The sequence below is a fragment of the Amphibacillus indicireducens genome (genome assembly GCF_039539605.1).
GTDB classification, from domain to species: Bacteria; Bacillota; Bacilli; order Bacillales; family Amphibacillaceae; genus Amphibacillus; species Amphibacillus indicireducens.
Genome location: NZ_BAABDL010000071.1, coordinates 1 through 22,863, shown reverse-complemented (window position 1 = coordinate 22,863; position 22,863 = coordinate 1). Strand labels below are relative to the sequence as shown.

23 protein-coding genes, 1 pseudogene and 1 riboswitch are annotated in these 22,863 nt (G+C 35.4%); of the genes and pseudogenes, 2 read left to right on the top strand and 22 right to left on the bottom strand.

The features are described 5' to 3' along the window. Nucleotides 1–9 precede the first annotated feature (9 nt). From pseB to thiT, 16 genes and pseudogenes are all read right to left on the bottom strand, one after another. Nucleotides 10–1,014, bottom strand: coding sequence for a UDP-N-acetylglucosamine 4,6-dehydratase (inverting) (pseB, locus tag ABD814_RS06685; protein WP_344911557.1), 1,005 nt, complete (start codon nt 1,012–1,014; stop codon nt 10–12). Beyond that, on the bottom strand, nt 1,007–2,407 hold the full coding sequence (gene wzx / locus ABD814_RS06680; protein ID WP_344911556.1) for an O-unit flippase-like protein: 1,401 nt from the start codon (nt 2,405–2,407) through the stop codon (nt 1,007–1,009). Before wzx ends, pseB begins: the two co-directional genes overlap by 8 nt. After that, nucleotides 2,397–3,452 carry a hypothetical protein gene (locus tag ABD814_RS06675; RefSeq protein ID WP_344911555.1) on the bottom strand — a complete coding sequence of 352 codons (1,056 nt, stop codon included), beginning with the start codon at nt 3,450–3,452 and terminating at the stop codon, nt 2,397–2,399. Before ABD814_RS06675 ends, wzx begins: the two co-directional genes overlap by 11 nt. Beyond that, nucleotides 3,439–4,617 carry a glycosyltransferase family 4 protein gene (locus ABD814_RS06670; RefSeq protein WP_344911553.1) on the bottom strand — a complete coding sequence of 393 codons (1,179 nt, stop codon included), beginning with the start codon at nt 4,615–4,617 and terminating at the stop codon, nt 3,439–3,441. The genes ABD814_RS06675 and ABD814_RS06670 overlap by 14 nt, the downstream gene beginning before the upstream one ends. Next, a complete protein-coding gene (gene wzy, locus ABD814_RS06665; protein WP_344911552.1) occupies nt 4,617–6,017 on the bottom strand; it encodes an O-antigen polysaccharide polymerase Wzy in 1,401 nt (466 codons plus the stop codon). Before wzy ends, ABD814_RS06670 begins: the two co-directional genes overlap by 1 nt. Nucleotides 6,018–6,146: 129 nt before the next feature. Next, the gene (locus ABD814_RS06660) at nt 6,147–6,977 is read right to left on the bottom strand and encodes a glycosyltransferase (protein ID WP_344911550.1); all 831 of its coding nucleotides are present in this window, start codon (nt 6,975–6,977) and stop codon (nt 6,147–6,149) included. A 19-nt stretch (nt 6,978–6,996) separates the two neighbouring features. Next, complete coding sequence (locus ABD814_RS06655; RefSeq protein ID WP_344911549.1) at nt 6,997–7,845, bottom strand: NAD-dependent epimerase/dehydratase family protein; 849 nt, start codon at nt 7,843–7,845, stop codon at nt 6,997–6,999. Next, nucleotides 7,842–8,462 (bottom strand): sugar transferase, encoded by a 621-nt coding sequence (locus tag ABD814_RS06650; protein WP_344911547.1) that lies wholly within the window; start codon nt 8,460–8,462, stop codon nt 7,842–7,844. Before ABD814_RS06650 ends, ABD814_RS06655 begins: the two co-directional genes overlap by 4 nt. A 1-nt stretch (nt 8,463) precedes the next feature. After that, the gene (locus ABD814_RS06645; protein WP_344911546.1) at nt 8,464–9,285 is read right to left on the bottom strand and encodes a formyltransferase family protein; all 822 of its coding nucleotides are present in this window, start codon (nt 9,283–9,285) and stop codon (nt 8,464–8,466) included. 42 nt (nt 9,286–9,327) lie between these two features. Beyond that, nucleotides 9,328–10,008 (bottom strand): PIG-L deacetylase family protein, encoded by a 681-nt coding sequence (locus tag ABD814_RS06640; protein ID WP_344911544.1) that lies wholly within the window; start codon nt 10,006–10,008, stop codon nt 9,328–9,330. A gap of 833 nt (nt 10,009–10,841) precedes the next feature. After that, nucleotides 10,842–11,195 (bottom strand): type II secretion system protein, encoded by a 354-nt coding sequence (locus tag ABD814_RS06635; protein ID WP_344911542.1) that lies wholly within the window; start codon nt 11,193–11,195, stop codon nt 10,842–10,844. Between the two features lie 471 nt (nt 11,196–11,666). Next, nucleotides 11,667–11,837 (bottom strand): annotated as a pseudogene (locus ABD814_RS06630) (sugar transferase); the annotation flags it as partial. Nucleotides 11,838–11,960: 123 nt separating this feature from the next. Beyond that, a complete protein-coding gene (locus ABD814_RS06625) occupies nt 11,961–13,787 on the bottom strand; it encodes a polysaccharide biosynthesis protein (protein ID WP_344911541.1) in 1,827 nt (608 codons plus the stop codon). Between the two features lie 80 nt (nt 13,788–13,867). Then, the gene (gene galU / locus ABD814_RS06620) at nt 13,868–14,743 is read right to left on the bottom strand and encodes a UTP--glucose-1-phosphate uridylyltransferase GalU (protein ID WP_344911539.1); all 876 of its coding nucleotides are present in this window, start codon (nt 14,741–14,743) and stop codon (nt 13,868–13,870) included. 100 nt (nt 14,744–14,843) lie between these two features. Further along, on the bottom strand, nt 14,844–15,611 hold the full coding sequence (locus ABD814_RS06615; RefSeq protein ID WP_344911537.1) for a tyrosine-protein phosphatase: 768 nt from the start codon (nt 15,609–15,611) through the stop codon (nt 14,844–14,846). Between the two features lie 370 nt (nt 15,612–15,981). Next, on the bottom strand, nt 15,982–16,557 hold the full coding sequence (thiT, locus tag ABD814_RS06610; protein ID WP_344911535.1) for an energy-coupled thiamine transporter ThiT: 576 nt from the start codon (nt 16,555–16,557) through the stop codon (nt 15,982–15,984). Between the two features lie 276 nt (nt 16,558–16,833). Further along, a riboswitch (TPP riboswitch) is annotated at nt 16,834–16,942 on the bottom strand. Nucleotides 16,943–17,040: 98 nt separating this feature from the next. Here thiT and ABD814_RS06605 point away from each other — a divergent pair. Then, nucleotides 17,041–17,349: a hypothetical protein gene (locus tag ABD814_RS06605; protein WP_344911533.1), complete on the top strand. Its 309-nt coding sequence runs from the start codon at nt 17,041–17,043 to the stop codon at nt 17,347–17,349. Here ABD814_RS06605 and ABD814_RS06600 read toward each other — a convergent pair. The 6 genes from ABD814_RS06600 to ABD814_RS06575 all read right to left on the bottom strand — a co-directional run bounded on the left by ABD814_RS06600 (nt 17,346) and on the right by ABD814_RS06575 (nt 21,971). Beyond that, complete coding sequence (locus tag ABD814_RS06600; protein WP_344911531.1) at nt 17,346–18,287, bottom strand: YecA family protein; 942 nt, start codon at nt 18,285–18,287, stop codon at nt 17,346–17,348. The two genes, ABD814_RS06605 and ABD814_RS06600, sit on opposite strands and share 4 nt — an antisense overlap. Before the next feature lie 44 nt (nt 18,288–18,331). After that, nucleotides 18,332–18,577, bottom strand: a complete 246-nt coding sequence (locus tag ABD814_RS06595) for a DUF6429 family protein (protein ID WP_344911529.1) — start codon at nt 18,575–18,577, stop codon at nt 18,332–18,334. A 121-nt stretch (nt 18,578–18,698) separates the two neighbouring features. After that, complete coding sequence (locus ABD814_RS06590; protein ID WP_344911527.1) at nt 18,699–18,989, bottom strand: hypothetical protein; 291 nt, start codon at nt 18,987–18,989, stop codon at nt 18,699–18,701. Next, nucleotides 18,982–20,334, bottom strand: a complete 1,353-nt coding sequence (locus tag ABD814_RS06585) for an AAA family ATPase (protein ID WP_344911614.1) — start codon at nt 20,332–20,334, stop codon at nt 18,982–18,984. The genes ABD814_RS06590 and ABD814_RS06585 overlap by 8 nt, the downstream gene beginning before the upstream one ends. 208 nt (nt 20,335–20,542) lie before the next feature. Beyond that, nucleotides 20,543–21,232 (bottom strand): CpsD/CapB family tyrosine-protein kinase, encoded by a 690-nt coding sequence (locus ABD814_RS06580; RefSeq protein WP_344911525.1) that lies wholly within the window; start codon nt 21,230–21,232, stop codon nt 20,543–20,545. Further along, nucleotides 21,207–21,971 (bottom strand): YveK family protein, encoded by a 765-nt coding sequence (locus tag ABD814_RS06575; RefSeq protein WP_344911523.1) that lies wholly within the window; start codon nt 21,969–21,971, stop codon nt 21,207–21,209. The genes ABD814_RS06580 and ABD814_RS06575 overlap by 26 nt, the downstream gene beginning before the upstream one ends. A 264-nt stretch (nt 21,972–22,235) precedes the next feature. Between ABD814_RS06575 and ABD814_RS06570 the strand changes: the two genes are divergently transcribed. After that, entirely contained in the window at nt 22,236–22,814 is a 579-nt protein-coding gene (locus ABD814_RS06570; RefSeq protein ID WP_344911521.1) for an EAL domain-containing protein, read from the top strand. Nucleotides 22,815–22,863: the final 49 nt, after the last annotated feature.

Sequence of the window (22,863 nt, the reverse complement as noted above, 5' to 3'; positions counted from 1 at the left end):
TCCTCCCAACTATAATTCTAATTCTTTAATCTTATTTCTTAATGTTTCTACATCTAACCACTCAGTATTTGTTCCTGAGTTATACTCCCAGCCTTCCTCAATTAAAGTGCCACCTTCTTTAAAGTAATGATCCTTTGACCACCAAATGTAATTTGGATAAATTATATAATGATCACCATAATCATAGGTACCTCTTGAATCATCGCTGGTAATCATAACTTCATGAAGTTTTTCGCCTTCTCTGATTCCAACAACATTTATCTTGCCCCCAGGATTCATAGCTTCTGCAATATCAGTAATCGTGTATGATGGATTTTTAAATACATAAGTTTCTCCACCTTTTGATTCTTCTACTGCTTTTACAACTAGATCTACTGCATCATCAAGAGTCATCCAGAATCTCGTCATTCTTGTATCTGTTATTGGAAGTTCCGTGGTACCATTGTTTAGTAATTCTCTAAAGAAAGGAATTACCGATCCTCTACTTCCGGAAACATTTCCATACCGAACTACTGCGAATACTGTTCCTTCATCTCCACGATAAGAATTTGCTGAAACAAATAATTTGTCTGAAACTAGCTTTGTTCCCCCATAAAGGTTAATTGGGTTTACTGCCTTATCTGTTGAAAGAGCAATAACTTTTTTAACACCACAATCAATCGCTGCATCAACAATATTCTGAGCTCCATGAATATTTGTTTTAATCGCTTCAAAAGGATTATATTCACATGCAGGCACTTGCTTCATTGCAGCAGCATGGATGACATAGTCTACTCCTTTAAATGCCCGATACAGTCTATCTTTATCTCTTACATCTCCAATGAAAAATCTCAATTTCGAAATTTCCTCTGGAAACTTTTGTGCTAAATCTTTTCTCATGACATCTTGCTTAAATTCATCCCGTGAATAAATTATAATTTTCTTAGGATCATATTTTTTAAGTACCATTTCCGTGAATTGTTTTCCGAATGAACCTGTTCCACCTGTGATTAGAATTGATTTGTTATTAAGCATTTTTTCTCACCTTTCTTAATTCATGTTTTGATATATCGACGAATGTTTTTATATACTCGTAATAATTAGAGCTAAGCAGCTTCTTCACTTCTAATGGCCACTTCCAATTATTATAAGCTAATGATGATATAAATTGAGCAATCAAGAGTCCATAAACATTTAAGTTTAGATACTCCAATGATATAAATGCAATTACAACTGTCGCTATTCCGGTAAAAATTGAACTTCTATGATATTCAATAATATTGTTTGTACTAAGAAAAGACATTGATATTCCGTGGTTAATCTCCAATAGAAATGTAAGCAACATAAACAGTAACAATTCATCACTTAACAATAGCGCATTCGATCCTATTATTTCTAAGATTCTATTTCCAAACAAAACTATTACTGTTGCCCCAGACAAGTAAGTAATAACCATGATGCCCCAACTCATAATAAAAAGTCTCTTATATTCATCTTTCTTCTCTAAAAATCGTAAATTATTAAATTTAGGGAGCATCGTATTAAAGAACAATGTTGCGATTTTCACTAACAATGTAACTATTTGAATTGACAAACCATAGGAAGCAACTTGTTCGATGCTTAAATATTTAGATGCAAAGAAAATGTTAGATCTATAAGTTAAAAAAGTTCCCAACGAGACTAGCCCCATTCTTATTGAAGAGTGCCCTATAATGCTTAACGTTTCTTTAACTCTTACTCGTACATCAATAGCTTGGAATTTTCTTTTTGTCTCTTCATCAAAGAACATAATGTGAGATAAAAATCTATTGACAAAACTTCCTATTAAATTCGCTAACGATATTGCTATTAGACCGTAGCCCAATGCTACACCGATATATGCAATAAGAATGTATGATAGTTTAGAGAAAACTATTGTCTTATGAGACTCTTTAATGAGTCCTCGCCCAATTAATAATGGTGTGTAATAATAGTAAAACAAATTAAAGCATGCAGAAATCAAGTATAAAATCCAAGCAATCATTGTAGTTCTATAGTCTTGGCTGGCTAAACTGCTTATATAAAAAGTGCCAAGAGTACCTAAAATTAGTAGTATGCTGATTGTCAAAAATCCATATATTCGTTTTACGCTTACTACTAGTTCTTTTAATAATCGATAGTTAACTGAATTTGTTTCACTACCAACAAAACCTTCCCTTATAAGTGTTTGTGCACCAGAGTATATATATGAAACAAAGCGCGATAGCGTGGGCTGTAATCCAAAATCCACTAAGTTTATGAAAAGACCTATTGATGTGAAAATATAATACATTGAAATATCGAATTCTGAAAGTCTAATCAATACAATAGGTAAGATTATTATACTTGCTGCAAATTGAAGTATTTGTGAAAAATAGCTCCAGATTATATCTTTTTTATCAATATCCATCGTCATTACCTAATAGTTCTTTTTTTAAGTCAAGTTTTGATTTGATCTCAGACAGCCCCCAGTATTTATCACTTATCTTTTGTTGTTCGATTGTTATAATACTTCCCATATTGAAAAATGCATTTAATATTGTTTCTTCATCCTCTGTAAAAGTTTTCAAATAATTAGGCCCTCTATTTTCGATTTCACTTTCCTTTATACTACTAAACAACTTATTTGTATCATCAGGAATAGTTATGCTTGAGTCCTTGTTGATTATCTCATGTGATTTGTCTAGCTGTAAGCAGTATCCTATATGTGTGCCAATAGCCATTGATGCAGTGTGATCAGAGAGTTTTATAATACTTTTTAATCGGCTTAGAAAATTATAATCATAAAAATGTCCGGCTGTTACAACAAAAAAATCCTCGTTCTCAAATTCTTTATGTAGACCTCTTTGCACATCTTTATAGTACATACATACCATAATTGTGTTGTATTCGGTTTTAAATTCTTTTAATCTTGTAACAATACTTGAAATATCATATTTTGCATCATGCCCCTTAATAGAATGCGGTGGGAAAAACAGAAGTGTCTTACCTAACTTGGCCTTGATTTTTTTAAATTCTTCAAGCCCATAATAATCATCCGCATAATGAATATATGGACCAATTGTGAAGACTCTCTTATCTGATTTTTCATTAATTATTTTTGCCCTGTGTTTACTGAATGTAATTACGCCGTCATATATAGAGTCCACTGCGTTTTCTCTAACTAAATCACCAAAGTACAGACCATGTTCCACATAAAAATTTAATTTTTTACTAATACCGGCATATTTTTTTATCCAATGGAGAATTCCATAAAGTGCTCCATCGGGAGAACTGTCTTCTAAATACATTTTCATATCTTTTGAAAGCTTTTCGCAATTCCAAACATCTAGGATTTTTCTTATACTACAACTTTTTTCATAGTCTTGTAACGGATAATTTCTTATATTTATTCCTAATCTTCCGACTCTGTTTATTACAATATTTTTATGATAAAGATCTTTAATTTTTTTCATAAATAACCTCTTTTATTAAATCGGAATAATTTTTTATCATTCGATTAACAGTAAATTTTTGTTCAAAGATTTTTCTTGATTTAATTGACATTTCTTTTAAAGTAGTCTTATTATTATTTAGTTCTTCAATAGCTTTCTTTATACTTTCAACATCAGGCTCTACAAGAATTCCATTTCCATCTATTAATTCTGGAATTCCTCCCACGTTTGTTGCAATAATAGGTAACCCATGTTTCATTGCTTCAATAATTGAAATTGGTAATCCTTCATCTTTACTAGACATTATGAATAGATTATGACCTCGAAGTATCTCCTCAACATCATTTCTACTACCTAAAAAATCCACTTGATCTAACACCTGATTATTCTCTGCAATTTCATAGAACTCTTCTTTTTTCTCACCATCTCCCACCAAAGTGAGTTTAATTGATTTATCAACAATCTGTGCTAAACTCTCTATAATCAAATTCTGTGCTTTCCTACTATTTAAAGTTCCAACACTAATCATTCTTAATCGTTCTATATCAATTTCATTCGCTAAATCACTAGAACTATCAATTCCATTATAAATACATGCTATCTTATCTTTATATTCTGGTCTCAAACCTACAAAATTTGCAGCTGACATTTCAGAAACAAAGACAATTCTATTTGAATTTTCACAAACATACTTTTCTACGTAATTAAAAAACCTATTAAATAATTTCTTATTCAGTTTTGGGAAATATTCATACACCATCTTCCATGTATCTCCATTGGTATGCAAAACTAAAATTACGTTTTCATCAAAATTTTTCTTCTTCTTATAATAGGTATAACAAGAAAAAATGTCATGAAATATTAACAAATCACTATTGTCATCACTTTCAATAACTTTCTTAACCGATATTTTTGCATTTCTAAAGTATTGTAGATATAAGGAAATAATACTACCTATCATTGTTTTACCAAGAAACAATTTCAATTTAGCTCTAAATTCCAAATTATTTTTCTTACTCTTATTCCAAAATTGATCAGCCTGATTATATGGCTTCGAAGCATATAAATTATTAATAGTTATCCCATTATTTATGAATTCCGCTTTATTATCTATTAGTGACTTAACTACCTTAGAAGCTCCATTTTTAGCATTCACATCTCCCATATATACAATTGAAACCTTCATTAGCTCACCCCTTCTTTGCTTTTTTTAAAATTTCCATCATTTTTATTAACTACAGTATTAATAAAATAGTATATTATTAAACTTAAAAGTATGAATATTGGGTTTGGTAACATAGTTCCTCTTGGTGCCCAAATTAAGTTTTGTACCCAATAGAAGGAAACTATTAGCATCACCCTATTAATACGACTTTTATTTTCAAATAAGTTTATTAAATAGCATAATAGGATTGTGAGAATAGCAATTCCTATATATCCACCAAAGGCGTAAAATTCTGCGACAATATTACTACCAAAACCAACTCCCTGAGCGTATAACTCTGGAGATATTTCATGCATTAGTTTGTGGTCAAGTGAATAAGTAACATCAACAAACCTTTGACTTCTTCCAGAACTATACGCTGTTCTTTGCGTAATATATCTTCTTACAGGTTCTATAAAGCCAGACAGAAAATAGAACCTCGTGTTTCTTGAAAATCCATCTCTATAATCTAAAAAGTTTGCAAAGAAAACGGCTGTTACTCCTTGCGAATATAAAAAAGTATAAAACGAACTTAAAAAACTCTTAATTACAATTCCACCTTCTCTAAAAAAAACATATAAATTTGATACTATAGGTGTCAAAACAACAGCCAATATTGATGTTTTTGTACTTAGTTTTTTTCCTAATAATGCATAATACCAAACAATAAATAATAATGGTCTAAAGAGTGCCCCTCTAGATCCTTTCATCGAATCTAACACGATAATAATAACAATAATAAATATAATAAGATTTTTGTATTTCTTTTTTGGTATTGAAGCCAAATAAATTGGAACCGTAAAATAAAAAACAAACCAGAATGGGTTCAACAATCTGAATGTTGATGAATTATTTGAGTATAATGAAAAATAACTGTTTGATAAAACCTGTATAATGTCATTTATTAGTTTGACTGCAACAAAAGGGGCAACTAATAATAATATAGTTGAAGTAGCCTTTTCTAAGTTTGGTGAATTAGCAATGCGAATTAATGCATTTTTATTTTGCTTTATCACTATCATGGATAATAAATAAAAAATTAAGAAAACAACATATGAGTTCAAAATCGTTATGATTGTTTCTCTACTGATTGTATAAAATACATATTTATCGGATGCGCTTACCGAAGCGATTCCTAGTATATCAAGAAAAAATCTTGATAAATTAAATAGAAAAAATGCAAGTAGAAATAGGGACCATGAGCTATATATACCAAACTTTTTTATTGCAAATAGTAACACTGTTCCAAATAGAGCTATTAATTGAATTTTTAATAGATTTAGGCCCAATTCGTTATCAAAAATTCCATTTAAATGTAATAACATTGATGCTAAATAAAGTATCAATATTACAAAAAATAATAGTACTCCGCTTTTTTTCACATTTTCACCCCTATACTAAAGCCCTTAATTCAAGAAATGTTCCATTTGAATCCTTAATTTCTTTAACTAGTCTATGAAGCTTTCATAATTGCATTTAATTGTCTATGTTATAAATAAACTTGAAAACATTTACACTTTCTTCTTTCTTAACATTTTCAAATACATTTGTTTTCTGATGTTATTGGGAACCAGTATTCTTGTTACAAATCTAATCCCATTGTTATAAAGGTATTCAAAGATATTTATCGTTTTACTCTTAAGCATATAATCAAATAATTTCTTCTGAGTGATAAAGTATCTCCATCCACCTCTCCTAAGATATGTTTCATTAGTGATTCTCATAGATACAAGAGGTTCGTTTATATTTTTAAACACATAATCTCTTTGTATCATCCTTATCCATAAATAGTAATCTTCATTCAAGTGCCAATCTTTATAGCTCCCGGAATTAATCACATCTTCTTTTTTAAACATTACAGTTGGATGAATTATAGGATTTCTAAACTTTATCGTTTTCTTTATACTCTCATATTCTGTTTTGACAGTATTATACGCTATAATATTATTTGGATTATCGATAAATTCTTCAACTGCAGATCCAAGAACACTTAATGTTGGATTATGCATGAAGTGTTCTAATTGCTTTTCAAATCTTTCTGGTTTTGCTATATCATCAGTATCCATTCGCGCAATGATTCCATTTCTACATTCTAATAACCCCTTATTTAAAGCTTTTCCAAGCCCAACATTTTCTTTTATTTCAACTATTTTAAGAATATCATTATCTATAAATTCATTAATCACAGCTTCAAGCTCAATCGTCAATGGCCCATCTTTAACTAGAACAATTTCATCTGGTAATGCTGTTTGATTTAAAACACTCAAAATACTTTCTCTTAAATATTCTGGTTTCTCTTTAATGTAAACTGACATTAACACAGAAAAACTAGGGTAGTTCATAGATTAACTCCTCCAATATCTATTTCTCTGTCCGCTCAATAGATTCTTTAAACGAACAAGTTTCATAATTATACTCCTCAGGACCACCTGGCATTTGCTTGTCATAGGTAAATGACCCAAACACTTTTCCAAAGGTCTCTGACATCTTTATCCCTAAATACACAAATGGATTAAACACTCCAGTTACTTTAAGTTCTTTATCATGAGTTTTAGCTATTAACCTCACAAGCTCAGTCGTATTAACATACTCTTTATTTTGAGGGAAGAGCAGTCCACTCAACTCTTTATCTATCGTTAGTCTCACAAATTCAGACAAATTATCAATAAAAATCATGCTTCGTTCATTCTTTCCCTTCGGGAAAATAGGTAACTTCAAAGCCATACCAGCAAGTCTAGGATAATTCCCTCTGCAGTCTTTCCCATAAACAATCGGTGGCCTTAATGTAGCAACCTTAAAGGAATCATTCGTTAATCCTTTTAATAATTCTTCAGCCTCTAACTTAGACTGAGCATATGGTGTCTTGGGGTTCGGCTTAGTATTTTCATCTATAAACCCTGTCTCTTTACCATAAACTCCCATTGTACTTAAGAAGATGAACTGCTTAACGCCTTCTGCTTTCGCTTTCTTTGCGACTTCAACTGCGAGATCTCTATTCACACTAAAATACTTCTCAGTATCATTCTCTTTGACATGAACAATTGCAGCGATATGATAAATCACATCATATGTACTGAATAGTTTGTCTTTCCACTCGTTTCCTCTCATATCAATGGTGTCTACTTGATACTTCTCAGGCCATTGACTAACCCAATTCTCAAATGAAGTGCCTATGTAACTTCCAGCTCCTGTAATCAATATTCTTTTCATACCGATGTGCCTCTCTGAGCAGAATTTAGATCAACCAAACGCTTATCCACATATCTATCTTCACCAAACAATACAACACCTACGGTTCTAAAGATAATCTTGACATCAAGCCACAAACTATAATGTTCCACATAGTAAACATCATGTTTATATCTATCCTGAAGGTTCAAATGAATATTCCCACTCACCTGAGCCAGTCCAGTCATGCCAGGCCTCATATTAAGCCTCTTTGAAATCTCCTCATCGTACTCCTCAAGAGATGCGATTCTTTCTGGCCTTGGGCCAACAAGACTCATTTCACCCTTTAGAACATTAAGCACCTGTGGAATTTCATCTATCTTTGTTCTTCTTAAAAACTTACCTATGGAAGTTACTCTGTCATCATCCTTCATAACTTCTTGCCCTTTAACCATCTTTTCAGATCCAGGCTTCATGGTTCTAAACTTATAAACCTTGAATATCTTCTTGTGTTGCCCTGGTCTATCTTGTAGAAAGAAAATAGGTCCTTTTGAGGTTGTTTTAATAAGAATGGCAACGATAATCCATATAGGCAAAAATGCTATTAATACTATTAATGAAAGAATGATATCTATTAACCTTTTAATTGCCTTCTGCATACTATCCCTCTATTTCATAATCGATCGGTGTTAAGTACCCATTGCTTAGTTTTATTTCTCCTTCATTTGGATCAACCTTAGCTGACCAAATTCTAATTATCTTATCTCCAACTTTATAAAAAGCTCCTGGATAAGGATGTGCAACTGCCCTAACTAGTTTGTCTGCTTCATCCATTGTCATTGAACTCAGAAGCTCCCCATCTTCAGGTTTTCTTCCTGGCCACTCAGTAGCCTTAGACTCATCTTGCTTTGTAAGAACTACTCTGTCATTAACAATAGCATCCCAATACTTTGATATTAGCTCTACATGCATCTCATCAACCTTCTTGTATAGATCTGTTGCTGTAGTGTTCTCATTAATCTCAATAACACCCTGACCGATAATGTCACCAGTGTCTACACCTTCATCAAGCTTGAACATAGTAACACCAGTCTTATCTAGCCCTTTAATAATAGCCCATGGAATAGCTGCTCTACCTCTACCAACAGGCAAAAGTGTAGGATGCATTCCAATACAACCATTGGTCGGTGTTTCTAAAACTTCTTTCTTAGCAATCTGTGACCAACCAATAATGAAAAGCCAATCAATCTCATGCTTTTTAAGAGCTTCAATGACCTCAGGATCGTTAATATTATTGATTTTTAGAAGTGGCGTACTCTCTCTTTCAGCTATTTCATCAAGATAGATCCTTCCAGACTTGTTCTTCGCCTTTTCATCTTTCAATGTAATAAGAAGATCTAATTTTCCACCGATTCTATATATCTCTTCAATACAACTTAAACCCAGTTGGACACAAGTTGTAAATGCACTTTTCTTCTTCATATTTTCAATTCCTCTCCAATTTAATGTTGAGTTTGCTAGAAATTAAAACCCTCTTCTAAACACACTTTCAAAGCTTTCAGCGTAAACCATTCCGGCCTGTCCGCCTCTATAAGCAGCAAGACCTTTTAAAGCTTCATTGCTTCTAGGATGTGGATAGGGTCTCATTACTCCTCTATACATAGATAGAGCTTCTATCTTCTTATCTACAGCCTCTTCTCCTACTTCGATAAATGTATTTGGGTTGAACTGATTCATAGATTTATTTAATGCCCACTCAGTAGCTGAAGGTACTTCCATAAATAGAAGTTCTTTTAATGGACTAACTTCTGGTCTTCGTTGAAAAAGTCTTACTGCAGCTTGGCATGCAAGAGACGTATGTAGATGATCATTATTTAAATCTGATGGGTGATGTGTGAAAACAACTTCAGACCTAGTTTCTTCCATTGCTTTTTCTATGAATTGAACTAATTTGAGATGAGGTACTGTATTGAATTCGATATTTGGAAATTCGCCTTTAATGACTTTTTTAACGCCTAATAAGCTTAATGAGTTATTAACATCCTCAAGAAGTTCATCAGTTTCAGGTCTATGGTTTCTTGCTTTAACTTCTCCAGACATAATACACACATTCACTGTATGACCTTCCTGTGCCAGTTTATACATAGTCGCTCCTGCGCCTAAAACTTCATCATCTGGATGTGCTACTACTACTAAATAATTCATCTTCCATACCTCACTTCATGTAATGTAATTTCCTATGTAAGTACAAGTGCTCCTATGTTGAGCACCTTAATTTTCAAATTTATGTATTATGTTGATTTTTCAAAATGTACATTTTTGTTTTTCTGTTCAAACCCTTGATATCACTGACTTACAGCCTCTTTATCCTTTCAGCATACTCACGTCGATTCGGCGTTAAATACATAAAAAGTTTGGCGAATTCTTAATTACAAATTACAAAATCTCTGCAAGCCTTGATTTTACTGGCTTTAAGCCTGTAATTATCTTTTCGAGTTAATTACAAATTACAGTTTTTCAATTCTAAATGTTGTGGTCCGATATTTTTGAGCTACTATATCTTGTAATCCTATTAGCATACTCACGTCGAAATGAATATATTAAATAGATGAAATTTGCGCAATATATTGTATGAGAACATTTATCACATACCGTATATAGTAATTTTATTCCGATACTCTCCTCGCCATATACATCCAATAGAAGAGTTTGCCGAATTAGTAATTAATTACAGAACTCTACGATCATTTAAACAACTAATTGTAAGCCTGTAATTGTCTTTTCGACTCAATAAAAAGTTTATAAGGTTCCTCGCTATATTGTGTTTAATTCAACTGACTGCTTAAAATCTAAATCGAGCCCAGTTATTTGCGTAACAGGTGGTGAATGTTGAGTGAGCAATTGAACTCATTCCTTTGTCCCATTTGGCTTTGAGCAAGTCACTGTCAATAGTAGATACATCATGAAGTGATTCAAAACAATTGTACTAAATTATCACTAGCAATTTAATACTTCAACACTAGATAGCGGAGAGCCGTTTATAACCAAGGAACTTCATCCCCAGACGGATCATCTTCATCACTTTCACTTCCAACTTCATGTACACTGCACTTAACCTTATCATCTTCATAACCGATCACACCGACAGATGGACAGACTTCATTAAAATTCGCTAACATAAAACTATTAAAACCAACGTCACCTATCTCGTTCTCAAGCAGAAAAGCGGTGTACGTCTTTTCTACAATTTTTCGATTAGCAACACATACCCTTTCATCTGCCATGTTTTTAAACCCAGTTAATCTAGGAATAGCTATCGCAGCAACGATGCCTAGTATTGCGATTGTAACAATTAATTCTATTAAAGTAAAGCCATCGGGTTTTTTATCCATTGTTCTCACCTTGTAAATTAATCATTAATTTGAGTTCTAAAGAAATCCTTTTCAGTTGACTTTAAAGCGCATCGAATTCAATAGGATTAACTCTTATCCTTCTACAATTTATTTTGTGTCCTTTTGACATGTTCAATAAAATCACTCTTTACTTTTGTTATTTGATCCTTGCTTTGTACTTCTCATCTTCTAAATCCGCTTTGCCTTTAGCATCTTCACGAGTAACTTTACATGCATTATCAGCCACTCGCATCCGCACATTTTATATAGTCCCCTAATCTCCATATCCAGCCCTTTAAATCAGCGGTCCGCACTTTCTCACGCCTTGCTTTTGAATCCCTTTAATTTTCGAACAGCTACCACATTAAAAATTCCCAATATTGCAATCATAGCAACCAGTTTCATCAAAAATAGCCCCACGTTGTTTTCAATGCCTACTTATATTTCACTCTCTTTGCGCGTAATTTAACCATACCTCAACATCCAAAAATGACTCTTGTGGAGCCCGATGCGCTTTTGTTTGAAAAGCACGGGTCCTCGCGAGTCAATTTTAATAGCAATAATTAGAATAAGAAAAATGGGGGATAACAAAATGATGCCTAATAGTGATAATAAAATGTCGATTAGTCTCTTGATGGTCATTGTAGCTCATGATTGTTTTCCCCCTGTGTACTGTTACTTGTCAGTTAAACTCACATTCTTAGACTTAACTTTTATTTTAACTGAGATTTGTTAAAAAATATACATCATATGATTACAGTTTGATTAAGAAATGCTAGATTTGATCTTTTGTTCGGCAAAAACGATGTCCATAATGGCGTTTTTGACTTGGATGTTATCAAGTTGTTCGAATTGATCGATTAATTGTAAGACTTCTGTGATGTCAACTTGATCGGTTCGGCCAATATAGATTTTTTCATAGACTTCTTCTGGATCAATTTCGTCTTCTCCGAGTAGTTCTTCGTACATTTTTTCGCCTGGGCGAATGCCTGAAAACTTGATTTCGATTTCGTCAGTTGAATAGCCTGATAGTTTAATTAGGTTCTTGGCTAGGTCGACAATCTTGACGGGTTCGCCCATATCAAGGACGAAAATCTCTCCGCCTCGGGCGAGGGTTCCTGCTTGGATCACAAGTCTTGTTGCTTCTGGAATGGTCATAAAGTAACGGGTCATTTCAGGGTGTGTCACCGTGACTGGTCCGCCTTCTTCAATTTGTTCTTTAAATAATGGGATGACTGAGCCACGGCTCCCGAGTACATTACCAAAGCGGACGGCAACAAATTTTGTTTTGCTTCGGTTTGCTAAGTCTTGGACGATCATTTCCGCAAGTCGTTTTGTCCCGCCCATTACGTTTGTTGGGTTAACGGCTTTGTCGGTTGAGACTAAGACAAAGGTATGTACGTTAAAAGCATCGGCTGCTTCAGTGACGTTTTTCGTTCCGATCACGTTGTTTTTAATTGCTTCGTGTGGGTTATGTTCCATTAATGGCACATGTTTGTGTGCTGCTGCATGGTAAATAATCCACGGTTGATATTGTTTAACGATATTAAAAATCCGGTCGCGATCTTGTACGTCTGCGATAATTGGAATGATTTCTGTGCCTGTTTTTCCATATTTTTTTTGTAATTCTTTTTCAATTGAATAGATACTGAATTCGCCATGGCCAACTAATAAAATTCTAGCTGGTGTAAAGCGCATTAATTGTCGGCAGATTTCGGATCCGATTGAGCCACCTGCGCCTGTGACCATGACTGTATTGCCAGTGACATATGTTGAGATTGAACCGATATCGAGTTTGACTGGCGGACGCCCGAGTACGTCTTCTACGTCAATGCTTCGTAACATTTGGACGGAAACTTTTCCTGTTGCAAGGTCTTCTATTTTCGGTAAGATTTGAACTTTTGCATCTGTCTCGTTGCATCGTGTGACAATATCTGCGAGTTCGCCATTTCGTAATGACGGGATGGCGATCACAATATGATCGATTGCTTGTGTTTCTGCAATTTGTTCAATGTCCAGTGTTGTTCCGAGTACAGGCAAATTATAGACGTGCATTTTTTGTTTAGCTGGGTCATCATCGATGAAGCCGATTGGTCTTAAATCCGTGTCTGTTTGACCATTTGTCAGTTGTCTGACGATCATCACACCGGCATCACCTGCACCGACAATGAGTGTGCGTTTTTGATTTGGGTTCGGATTGATATAATGATCACGGAAGACGCGCCAAATAAAACGTGAGCCTCCGATGAGTGTAATATGAATCAGCCAGGTTACGAGCATTGCTCGGCGATAAATAGTAAAGTCATTGACTAAGAATTGGACGATCGCTGTTGCTAAATTCGTTAAAGTGACTGAATAAACAATTGCTTGCAATTCTCTAATACTCGCATATGACCAGACCTTTTGGTAGAGCTTAAACAAAAAGGCGAATACAAAGTGAAACGTGAGTAAGGCAATTGCACTAATAACAATGGTTCTCGTTGACCAATGCGGTCTTGATGGGTAAACGACCCATGATGCTAGAAAGATAGCTGATCCGACGATTAGTGAGTCAAGCAATATCAGTAGAGTTAGTCGTTTGCGATAGGACATGATCACTCGCTCCTTTTTTGAAAATTCTGAAAGTCATTGATGTTGGCGGTGGGAGACCCCACCACTTTTCCATTTATTCATTAAAATTTGTCAGTTAAGTCGAGTAGCATTTTCTTCACGTCTGCGCCGATTTCTTTGTTTTTAAGTGCAAATTCAATCGTCGTTTGGATAAAGCCAAGTTGCTCTCCAACGTCGTAACGACGACCTTCGAAGTCATAAGCGTATACTTTTTGAATTTCATTTAGCATTTGGATTGCATCTGTTAGCTGAATTTCTCCGCCTGCACCAATTTGATGGCGCTCTAAAAAGCGGAAGATTTCTGGTGTAAAGATGTAGCGTCCCATGATTGCTAGATTTGATGGTGCTGTTCCTAGTTTTGGTTTTTCAACAAAGTGGTCAACTTCACAGAGTCGGCCATTGACCTTCTCGCCTGGATCGACAATTCCGTAACGTTCAGTAAGTTCAGTTGGTACTGTTTGAACACCGATAATCGATGATTGTTTTTCGTCAAATTGGTTGATTAATTGTTTTAAGCATGGCACATCACTTTCAACGATATCGTCACCGAGAAGAACGGCAAATGGTTCATCACCAATAAACTTCCGGGCACTCCAAACCGCATGTCCAAGTCCTTTCGGTTCTTTTTGACGAATATAGTGAATATCAGCTAAGTTCGTTGATTGTTCAACTTTATGTAATAAGTCGAGCTTGTTTCTTTCTTTTAGATTCTGTTCGAGTTCTGGTGCGAAGTCAAAATGATCTTCAATCGCACGCTTTCCTTTACCAGTCACGATAATAATGTCTTCGATCCCTGAAGCGACTGCTTCTTCAACGATATACTGAATTGTTGGTTTATCAACAATCGGTAGCATTTCTTTTGGCATTGCTTTCGTCACTGGTAAAAATCGTGTCCCTAAACCTGCTGCTGGAATAATTGCCTTTTTAACTTTTGCCATTTCAAATCTGCCCCTTTTTTTGTATCTATTCGTTAGCGTGTGCCAACGTTATTCGTGAGTGAATCTGTCAGTCCCCTCTATATAAGTAGGGTGAGTTTTTTCAAAAGAGTCCGAAGAATTTTTTGCGTTTAATTCTTGCTGGTTCATCAATGTAGATCTTCTCGTTGTCGAGTATATGTTGGGCGTTGTCCATGAATGTGTAGAGTGTGTGTTGCCCGTAATTTTGGTTGATTTCTTGATTGGCGTCGAGCATATTGAACCCGCGTGATTTCGTGTTGTGTGCGTCTGATGCGACGAAGTGGGTTAGGTTATGTTCGATTATTTCATTGGTAAATTTTTTGATTTTTGTGCCAAATTTGCCTGTTAGACTGCCGGCGGTAATTTGGGTTAGTGCGCCGTTTTGAACGAAGTGATAGAGGCGCTCTGGTTGTTCTTGGAGTGCCGTGTTTCGTTCTGGGTGCACAATGATCGGGACGAGATCTCGCATTTGGATGTCGAATAGTATTTGTTCCGTGTAGCGTGGAATATGGTTTGTTGGTAATTCGACAAAGAGATAGCGACTTGTTCCTGTTAATGTTAGGATTTCGTCTTGTTGGTAGCCTTCGATCAGTTCGCCGTGGATTCTGACTTCTTGTCCCGGTATGATCGTGAGTGGAATCTGTTCTTGTTGGATTCGCTCGTTGAGTCTGGTCAGGTCGGCTAGGACTGAGTTTTTTGGATTATTGTAGCGCCCGTTTTTATGATGTGGGGTTGCGATAATCGTATGAATGCCTTCTGTTATGGCTTGTTGTGCCATGGCGACACTGTCTTCTAGGTGTTTAGCACCGTCGTCTACGCCGGGTAAAATGTGACAATGGATGTCAATCATCGATTAACAACCTCCTTAGCTTCTATTTTTCTACAGCATTTTAATTATACCAGTTATCTTCATAGAATGGAACCAGCTTTGTGACTCTTTACCATAATTCTATACTTTTAATTGAGTACAATTGCCTATTCGTTGGTGGGCGTTTAGGTTATTTTAGGGTAATTAGAACTAATTGCGAGCCGATTATAACAATTGTTCTATGTACTTAATAGCATGATTTTTTTAGAGTGTTTTTAGTGTGTTTAAAAATGGTCATTTTTCACTATTTGTTCACATTTATGACGTTTGGTTTAAGTTTGTATAAATAAATCGGCGCATCTGGTGGGATGTGCCGATTTTTGATTGGTAATGTGAGCGGATCTGATTTTGTTTACTTTGTTGTTGCTGCGATTAGATTCGGGCGTTTGTTGAATAGGAAACTAACTGCTGCGACGTTAATGATAAATGATGGGATGAGGTATGAGCCATTGTAAACGAGTGAGTAGACCCAGATATTCATACCATCAATTAGTGAGTCAAAGAAAACGACGCCCGCAACAAAGTGGGCGATAAATCTGAGTGTCACGCCGATCAGTACGCCGAGTGTGACCATACTAATAAAGCGTTTTGTATTGTTATTTTTTAAGGCTGTTTGGACGGCTGGCGCGAGCAAACCTGCAAAGCCCAGGACTAAGAATGCGACTGGGTAGTCGAGTAGCCCTTGAACTGGGTGTGCGATCCAGGCGGTTCCTGTTGCGACTTGAAGGATACCTAATAGGAAACCTGAAATTAGCCCGCCTTTTAATCCCCAACGAAAGGCAACAATAAAGATTGGGATCATCGCGAATGAGATTGATCCACCTTGTGCCCAAACTTTAAATGATAGAAACGGTAGTAGATCTAAGATGAGTGCTAGTGCTGTAAAGATTGCAATTTCGATTAAAAATAACGTTCTTTTTGATTGCATTGTAAAAATTCCCCCTTGTTTTTTGGATTTTGCTTTTAATCGAGTTCAAAAGGAGGATAAAATGGGCCAAGATTTTCGAGGCAGCGCAGCTTTGAGTAGCACAATGTATGTGTTTAAATACATGAGCAACTAAAAAAGCAAGCTAACAAAGAAATTCGCCGTGTCATTTTTTCCGGACTTTTTGAACACCGTTTAGAAAATAAAAAAAGTAATGTGCCAAGGGGATGCTTCCTGATGGGGAACCCGCTCACATTACTCGTTACTTTGCATAAATGCCATCAAAAAAGCCACCATCCCTACGCTAGAATTAACTAACAGGTTCATAGGGTCAGAACAATACGTGTTATTTCTCAGCCGACTTAAATCAGCTCCCCTTGTAGGCTTGAACTATTTACTTTTCTTATTACCTGGTACCATTATAGAGGATTTGGGGTGGAGTTGCAAGGGATCTGACTGTTTGGGTTGGGTGGAATATATTGGGTTATGCGCGATGTTTTGGATTTGCGCGCGAAATTTGAGATTTACGCGCGAAATTGTGAATCTGCGCGCGATATTTGGGATTTACACGCGAAATTTTCGATCTGCGCGCGAAATCCAGCGTTTGCGCGCGAAATCCAGCGTTTGCGTGCGAAATTTGGGATTTGCGGGCGATCGCACAGTCGTTGCGGGCGATATTTTCGATTTGTGGGCGAACGCACGATGGTTGCGGGCGATCGCTCACAAATTGAAGGATTTGACCGATTCGATGGCAGTTGGAACTGGCACTGGCCAGTTCCCTCCCTTTTTTCTTAAAAAGGGTACTCCTCTAAACTTTCCAGGCGCTCTTCCACCACAAAAGCATCTGCGTCATTGGTGGCTTTCCCAATAGATAAAGCTTTTTCATACTTTTCCTTCGCCTTCTGGATATCGCGATCTTGCTTTTCAGAATAATAATCTCCCCACGCAATAAAGGTCCACAGATTATCACTAAAATCTTTGGCTAATTGTTCGAACGCAGCTTCCGCTTCATTGAATTGTTTTAGCGATCCATAAGAGTCTGCAATCGCACGTCTCATATTAAACATAATATTCTGATCCTCAGAAGGGAAAAGACGACAAAACTCCTGACAATACTGTATTCTAATTTCTAAATAAGTAGGATCTTCTAAACTTGCATTGAAAAGTTCCATCTCTAAGTTTTGACAAAATTCACTGACATAAAAGCTTCCTCTGTAGCGTTCTTCCAAGTAATCAAGGGTTTGAAAGACAGGGCTTACCCTATATTTAATCCCCTCCCAAGCTTTCAACCAATGATCACAAGCTGAAACAGGATCATCTTTCCCTAAGCAATCATAACCATCCTCAATCAATTGATACATTTTTTCCATCGATAAATTCTTTGGTTTGGCCAATCGATCCCACAAAATAGATGCTGCTAACCAAGGGAAGTCTTCCATTCTTCCACCAATAACGAGTTGATAATCGCTAAACCAATCTTCTGAAATATCCTCCGCTGAATAATACTCCTCAATATCTTTTAAAAATTGGTCTCGTTCAAAAGGGACACCTAAATCTTTTAATTGGGCAATAATCTGTTCAGTACTCAATTCATCCACTTCTTCATATGATAGATGATTAAAAAATGGTTCGATTGGTTTCCGTTCTACTTGATTTTGTTTATTGATACAACATTTCTTATATTTCTTGCCACTTCCACAAGGACATGGATCATTCCTGCCGACCTTTGTCATATTTCTCACTCCGTTCATATTTAATGTTATTTGCAGTTTTACAATTATCTGTCATCATCATTAATGTCATTTTCATCAAGTAGGCGTCTTGCTTCTTCAATACCCGCCTTTGTTAAATAGACTGATTTCGCTTTATAACTCCCCCGAATAAGGTCTTGATCCGTTAATTCATTTAAAATATCAAATGGATACCCTTTCCAGCTCCTCCTCATATTTTCGGGGAGATCATCTTCTTGCCATGATGTTAAATATAGCAATTGTAGAGTCAGTTCCTTGATTTTTTTCTCCATTGCTAGCAACTCCCTTTTTAATGTCTCATATTTTGATGCCTTTACTTTTATTGTAACATAAATTTTCTCCTACAAAATAAAAACTAACGATTTCCCAATCATGGATCAGGAAGTCGTCAGTTTAGTTCATTTGTTCACGATGATCGCTTTTTCTGTGCGGTTGAGAGAATTGGCGGATGCCAATTCTAACGGTTTTATACTTCCTTACTTTCATAATTGATGTTATTACATCTCCAATAACGTTTTTTATCGCGCTCTGTCTTCTGTTAAGATCAAAAAACAGATCACCTCTTTGAACATCAAAATGAATCTGGCTTTCCGGAAAAATCTTTCGCAATCTTTCTATCAACAATATTTCTTCCGTCTCACCTTCAACAAGCACTATGATCACTTTCTTTAGCCGTCTACTCATTTGAAATGCCCGCTTTTCTAAATGACCGCTTAATATCAAATGAATTTGTTTCTTCGTATATTTGTTCTTCTTGACCACCCAATTGAATTGCACGCAAATAAACATCTCTTGCGTTGTTTAACTTCTTTACACCTGTTAGTTGAATGTAGCGATCTTCAGCATTTGCAGTAGTGAACCATAAATTATTGATCGGTAATACTTCTAAAATCCTCAAATTATGAGATGTGAAGAAGAGTTGACCTTTACCACTTTCAGATATAACCTCTAAAATTTCACCTAAAAGATATTCAAAGATACCAGAATCAAGTTCATCAATCACCACACATGCATTTGGATTATTATAAACGGCAATTAGAGTAGTTAAGATTGAAATAATTTTTAAAATTCCTTCTGATTCACACCGTAAAGGAAGCTCGATCTGATTTTTGACTGATAGTAATTCCAGTCGTATTCCTTGTATCCCTCCATCCATTTTTTCTTTGCTTATCATATTGATTTTTACTTCTAATCCAGGAACAATATTTTTTAAAACAATATTTGTTTGCTCGATTACTTTTTTCATTACTTCATAAACCTCTTCAGGAAAAACCATTGTATCCTCTAAATCGTAAGGAATATGACCACGTTTATTATCAATATGAACACTAAATGGCATCATTATGTTAGCAATTAATAACCCATAATGCGTTGTATTAATGACGTGAAAATCTTTATCAAATTCATGCAATAAACAGTTGATAATATTTCTTTCCACTTTACTTAAATACAATTCTAAGCTTTCCTTTAGTTCTTCTCTGAAGACAAATGACGTTGAATTTCCTTTCGACATCTTATTAGCCACCAATACCGATACTTTCCCAGTCTCACTCATCGAATCTACATGATGATTGCGGATTGAAATATCATCATTATTTTTTTTAATAAGTGACTTATACCTTTTATGTTTTATATTTTCGCGATATGAAAGTTCTTCCTGGTATACTTTCAAAACCTGATCATCCTTGTCATTGGATTCATTTGCTTTTAATGTTACTCGATATTTTATAAAAAACTCACCATCTATATTTTTTTTAATAAAAGTAAAAGTTAGTTGAATCGCTTCTTCATTATGATAAATCAAATGTTGATCTAGCTTTGGCAACCCCCTATTTTTAGGGGATAATAACGTTTTCAGTAATTGAAATGCGTCAACAACAGCGGTTTTTCCCGAACCATTTTGACCATATAATCCGATTACATCAGCTTTATCCATGTTGTCGAAATTCACATTAATATTAAAGGCACCCTTTTTCACATTTTTTAAATTCCTAATTTCAACTTTCTTAACTCTAATTATACTAGACATGGAATCCCCCCTAATTAAGCTGATATTATTATAACACAACTTAGTAACATTATATTCTTTTTCGGTAATAAATATACCTTTTTTAAAAATAAATTGGAGCATAGTTCTAATTTACATTATTTTTTTACTATAATTATTCTGTTTCATCATTAACTTGAGCCATGCTTGACTTCTGACAACAAAAAAACTTGTGCGAGTTGCACAAGTTTTATTCACCATAATAGTAATATTGATCTTTTGATGTTTCAAGATCGTTTAGGACGGAGCCAAGTAGTTTGGCTTTAGCTGGTTCGAGTAATTCTCTCGCTTTGATTGCTGATTCTTGATCTGTCTGTTTGCTACGGATGACGAGTAGTGAGCCGTCAACAAAGTTAGCTAGAATTTGTGCATCGGTTACCGCCAAAACAGGTGGTGTATCAAAAACCACGAGATCGTATAATTCTTTTGCTGCTTCAATTAAGTGACGCATTTTATTTGAGCCTAGCAGTTCCGATGGATTCGGTGGAATCGGTCCGGATGGTAAGATCTCTAGATTTGGGATATCTGATTTGATCGTTGCTTCATCAAGTTCGTGCTCACCGACAAGCACACTACTTAGTCCACGACGGTTGTCGACTCTAAATGTATAGTGGACAGTTGGTTTGCGCATATCTGCATCAACTAAGAGCACTTTCTTTTCTTGTTGGGCAAAAACGACAGCTAAGTTAGCGATCGTAAATGATTTTCCTTCTGATGGACCGGCTGATGTTACGAGCATTGTCTCGAGGGCACCATCAACTGCGGTAAATTGCAAATTTGTCCGGATCGTTCGGAATTGCTCTGAGATTGGTGAGCGTGGATTCAATTTTGTAATTAAATGTCTGATCGATTGTTTAACTGGTCTTTTTTGTTTGGCCATCGAATGTTGCGCCCCTTTCTCTTCCTGTACGTGTGAGTGCTTGTTGGTGCGGATTGATTAAATCACTGTCTTTAACTTTTGATATGATACCGATAACCGGAAGGCCGACGATTCTTTCAACGTCATCTTCCGTTTTCACAGTTGTGTCTAAGTATTCAAGTAAGAACGCAAGTCCTACGCCGACCATACCACCTAGAACGAATGCAATCGCAATGTTCATAGTAAGGTTTGGACTGACTGGCGATGGATTTGCTGGTAATACTGCTGGGTTTAAAATATTGACGTTATCAACATTCATTAATTCATCAATTTGATCTTGGAATACTTCAACTGTTACGTTAGCAAGATCAACTGCCATAGCTGGATCGGGATCTGTCGCCGTTACGGTAACAACTTGTGATCCGCCTTCATTACTGACGGAAATTTTTTCAGCAAGAGCTCCTGCTGTGATCGTCAATTGTAATTCGTCGACGACTTCGTTAAGGATTCGATTACTTCTAATAATGACACTATACGTATTAATTAATTCAACGTTTGTCCTTATTTCATTTAACTCCACTGTTGATGTCGATTGATTTTGATTAACAAGAAATTGCGAATTCGCTCGATAAATCGGTGTAATAAAAAAGTATGTAAATATACCGCTAATTATGGCGGCTCCTATTGTTAGGGATATAATTAATCCGAGTCTCTTTTTTACAATCTGAGCGATCTCTTTGAGTGTGATTGTTTCCTCCATTTAGTTTGATCCTCCAATGTTTTCGTTGAGTGTGTCCGATGTATAGATGGACAAAATTATACAGAAAACATTATAGCACAATTAGTTGTCAATGTGGAAGATTAATTCTAAATTTAACATTTCACACGTGTCAGTGAGTTCATTAATTTGTTCTCAAACAGAACATTTACCTGAATGTTCTTTCACGACTCATCATATTGGTTTATTTTTTAGATTTGTTATAATAGAAAGTGTCAGTTTATCAACTTGTTTGGGGGCTATTATATGTTAATCGATCATTTTATCGAAAAAAGGCTTTTTACACATAATTTTCAGCCCATCTATCATTTACATAGTCATAATTGTATTGGTTTTGAAGCATTGTTGCGATCAGTTGACTTTCCCAATCCTGAGCTGGCATTTGAAGCTGCCAAGCGCGCTGGTCGACTGTATGAGCTTGATACGGCCTCGATCGATTTAGCGATGCGGGCATATCGAGAGTCAAAACTCAGTGATAAAGATGCGGTCTTATTCATAAATATACTGCCTTCTACTTTGATCAATCCTAAATTTTCTGCATTTATCTATCACACACTAAACACTAACCAATTACGAGCAGATCAAATTGTTTTAGAAATTTCTGAATCTGAACAAATGGATCAGTTGATCGATTCTTTTCATATAATTCAAAAGCTAATCGAGTATGGTTTCCAATTTGCGCTTGATGATGTTGGTAAAGGTTATTCGAATTTTGATGTGATGATTGCTTTTCCTTTTAAATACATAAAACTTGATCGATTATTTAGTACACAGCTTCATTTATCAGACAAAAAGAAAGCTTTACCTGCATTATTCATAACTTGATTTTTTATAGGTGATTTGCCCATTAAATTGCCAAAAGTGAATGCCAGTT

Coding starts and splice junctions, on each gene's coding strand:
- pseB (WP_344911557.1), bottom strand. CDS start 1,014: ATGCTTAATAACAAATCAATTCTAATCACAGGTGGAACAGGTTCATTC.
- wzx (WP_344911556.1), bottom strand. CDS start 2,407: ATGGATATTGATAAAAAAGATATAATCTGGAGCTATTTTTCACAAATA.
- ABD814_RS06675 (WP_344911555.1), bottom strand. CDS start 3,452: ATGAAAAAAATTAAAGATCTTTATCATAAAAATATTGTAATAAACAGA.
- ABD814_RS06670 (WP_344911553.1), bottom strand. CDS start 4,617: ATGAAGGTTTCAATTGTATATATGGGAGATGTGAATGCTAAAAATGGA.
- ABD814_RS06660 (WP_344911550.1), bottom strand. CDS start 6,977: ATGAACTACCCTAGTTTTTCTGTGTTAATGTCAGTTTACATTAAAGAG.
- ABD814_RS06655 (WP_344911549.1), bottom strand. CDS start 7,845: ATGAAAAGAATATTGATTACAGGAGCTGGAAGTTACATAGGCACTTCA.
- ABD814_RS06650 (WP_344911547.1), bottom strand. CDS start 8,462: ATGCAGAAGGCAATTAAAAGGTTAATAGATATCATTCTTTCATTAATA.
- ABD814_RS06645 (WP_344911546.1), bottom strand. CDS start 9,285: ATGAAGAAGAAAAGTGCATTTACAACTTGTGTCCAACTGGGTTTAAGT.
- ABD814_RS06640 (WP_344911544.1), bottom strand. CDS start 10,008: ATGAATTATTTAGTAGTAGTAGCACATCCAGATGATGAAGTTTTAGGC.
- ABD814_RS06635 (WP_344911542.1), bottom strand. CDS start 11,195: ATGGATAAAAAACCCGATGGCTTTACTTTAATAGAATTAATTGTTACA.
- ABD814_RS06625 (WP_344911541.1), bottom strand. CDS start 13,787: ATGTCCTATCGCAAACGACTAACTCTACTGATATTGCTTGACTCACTA.
- galU (WP_344911539.1), bottom strand. CDS start 14,743: ATGGCAAAAGTTAAAAAGGCAATTATTCCAGCAGCAGGTTTAGGGACA.
- ABD814_RS06615 (WP_344911537.1), bottom strand. CDS start 15,611: ATGATTGACATCCATTGTCACATTTTACCCGGCGTAGACGACGGTGCT.
- thiT (WP_344911535.1), bottom strand. CDS start 16,557: ATGCAATCAAAAAGAACGTTATTTTTAATCGAAATTGCAATCTTTACA.
- ABD814_RS06605 (WP_344911533.1), top strand. CDS start 17,041: ATGCGCGATGTTTTGGATTTGCGCGCGAAATTTGAGATTTACGCGCGA.
- ABD814_RS06600 (WP_344911531.1), bottom strand. CDS start 18,287: ATGACAAAGGTCGGCAGGAATGATCCATGTCCTTGTGGAAGTGGCAAG.
- ABD814_RS06595 (WP_344911529.1), bottom strand. CDS start 18,577: ATGGAGAAAAAAATCAAGGAACTGACTCTACAATTGCTATATTTAACA.
- ABD814_RS06590 (WP_344911527.1), bottom strand. CDS start 18,989: ATGAGTAGACGGCTAAAGAAAGTGATCATAGTGCTTGTTGAAGGTGAG.
- ABD814_RS06585 (WP_344911614.1), bottom strand. CDS start 20,334: ATGTCTAGTATAATTAGAGTTAAGAAAGTTGAAATTAGGAATTTAAAA.
- ABD814_RS06580 (WP_344911525.1), bottom strand. CDS start 21,232: ATGGCCAAACAAAAAAGACCAGTTAAACAATCGATCAGACATTTAATT.
- ABD814_RS06575 (WP_344911523.1), bottom strand. CDS start 21,971: ATGGAGGAAACAATCACACTCAAAGAGATCGCTCAGATTGTAAAAAAG.
- ABD814_RS06570 (WP_344911521.1), top strand. CDS start 22,236: ATGTTAATCGATCATTTTATCGAAAAAAGGCTTTTTACACATAATTTT.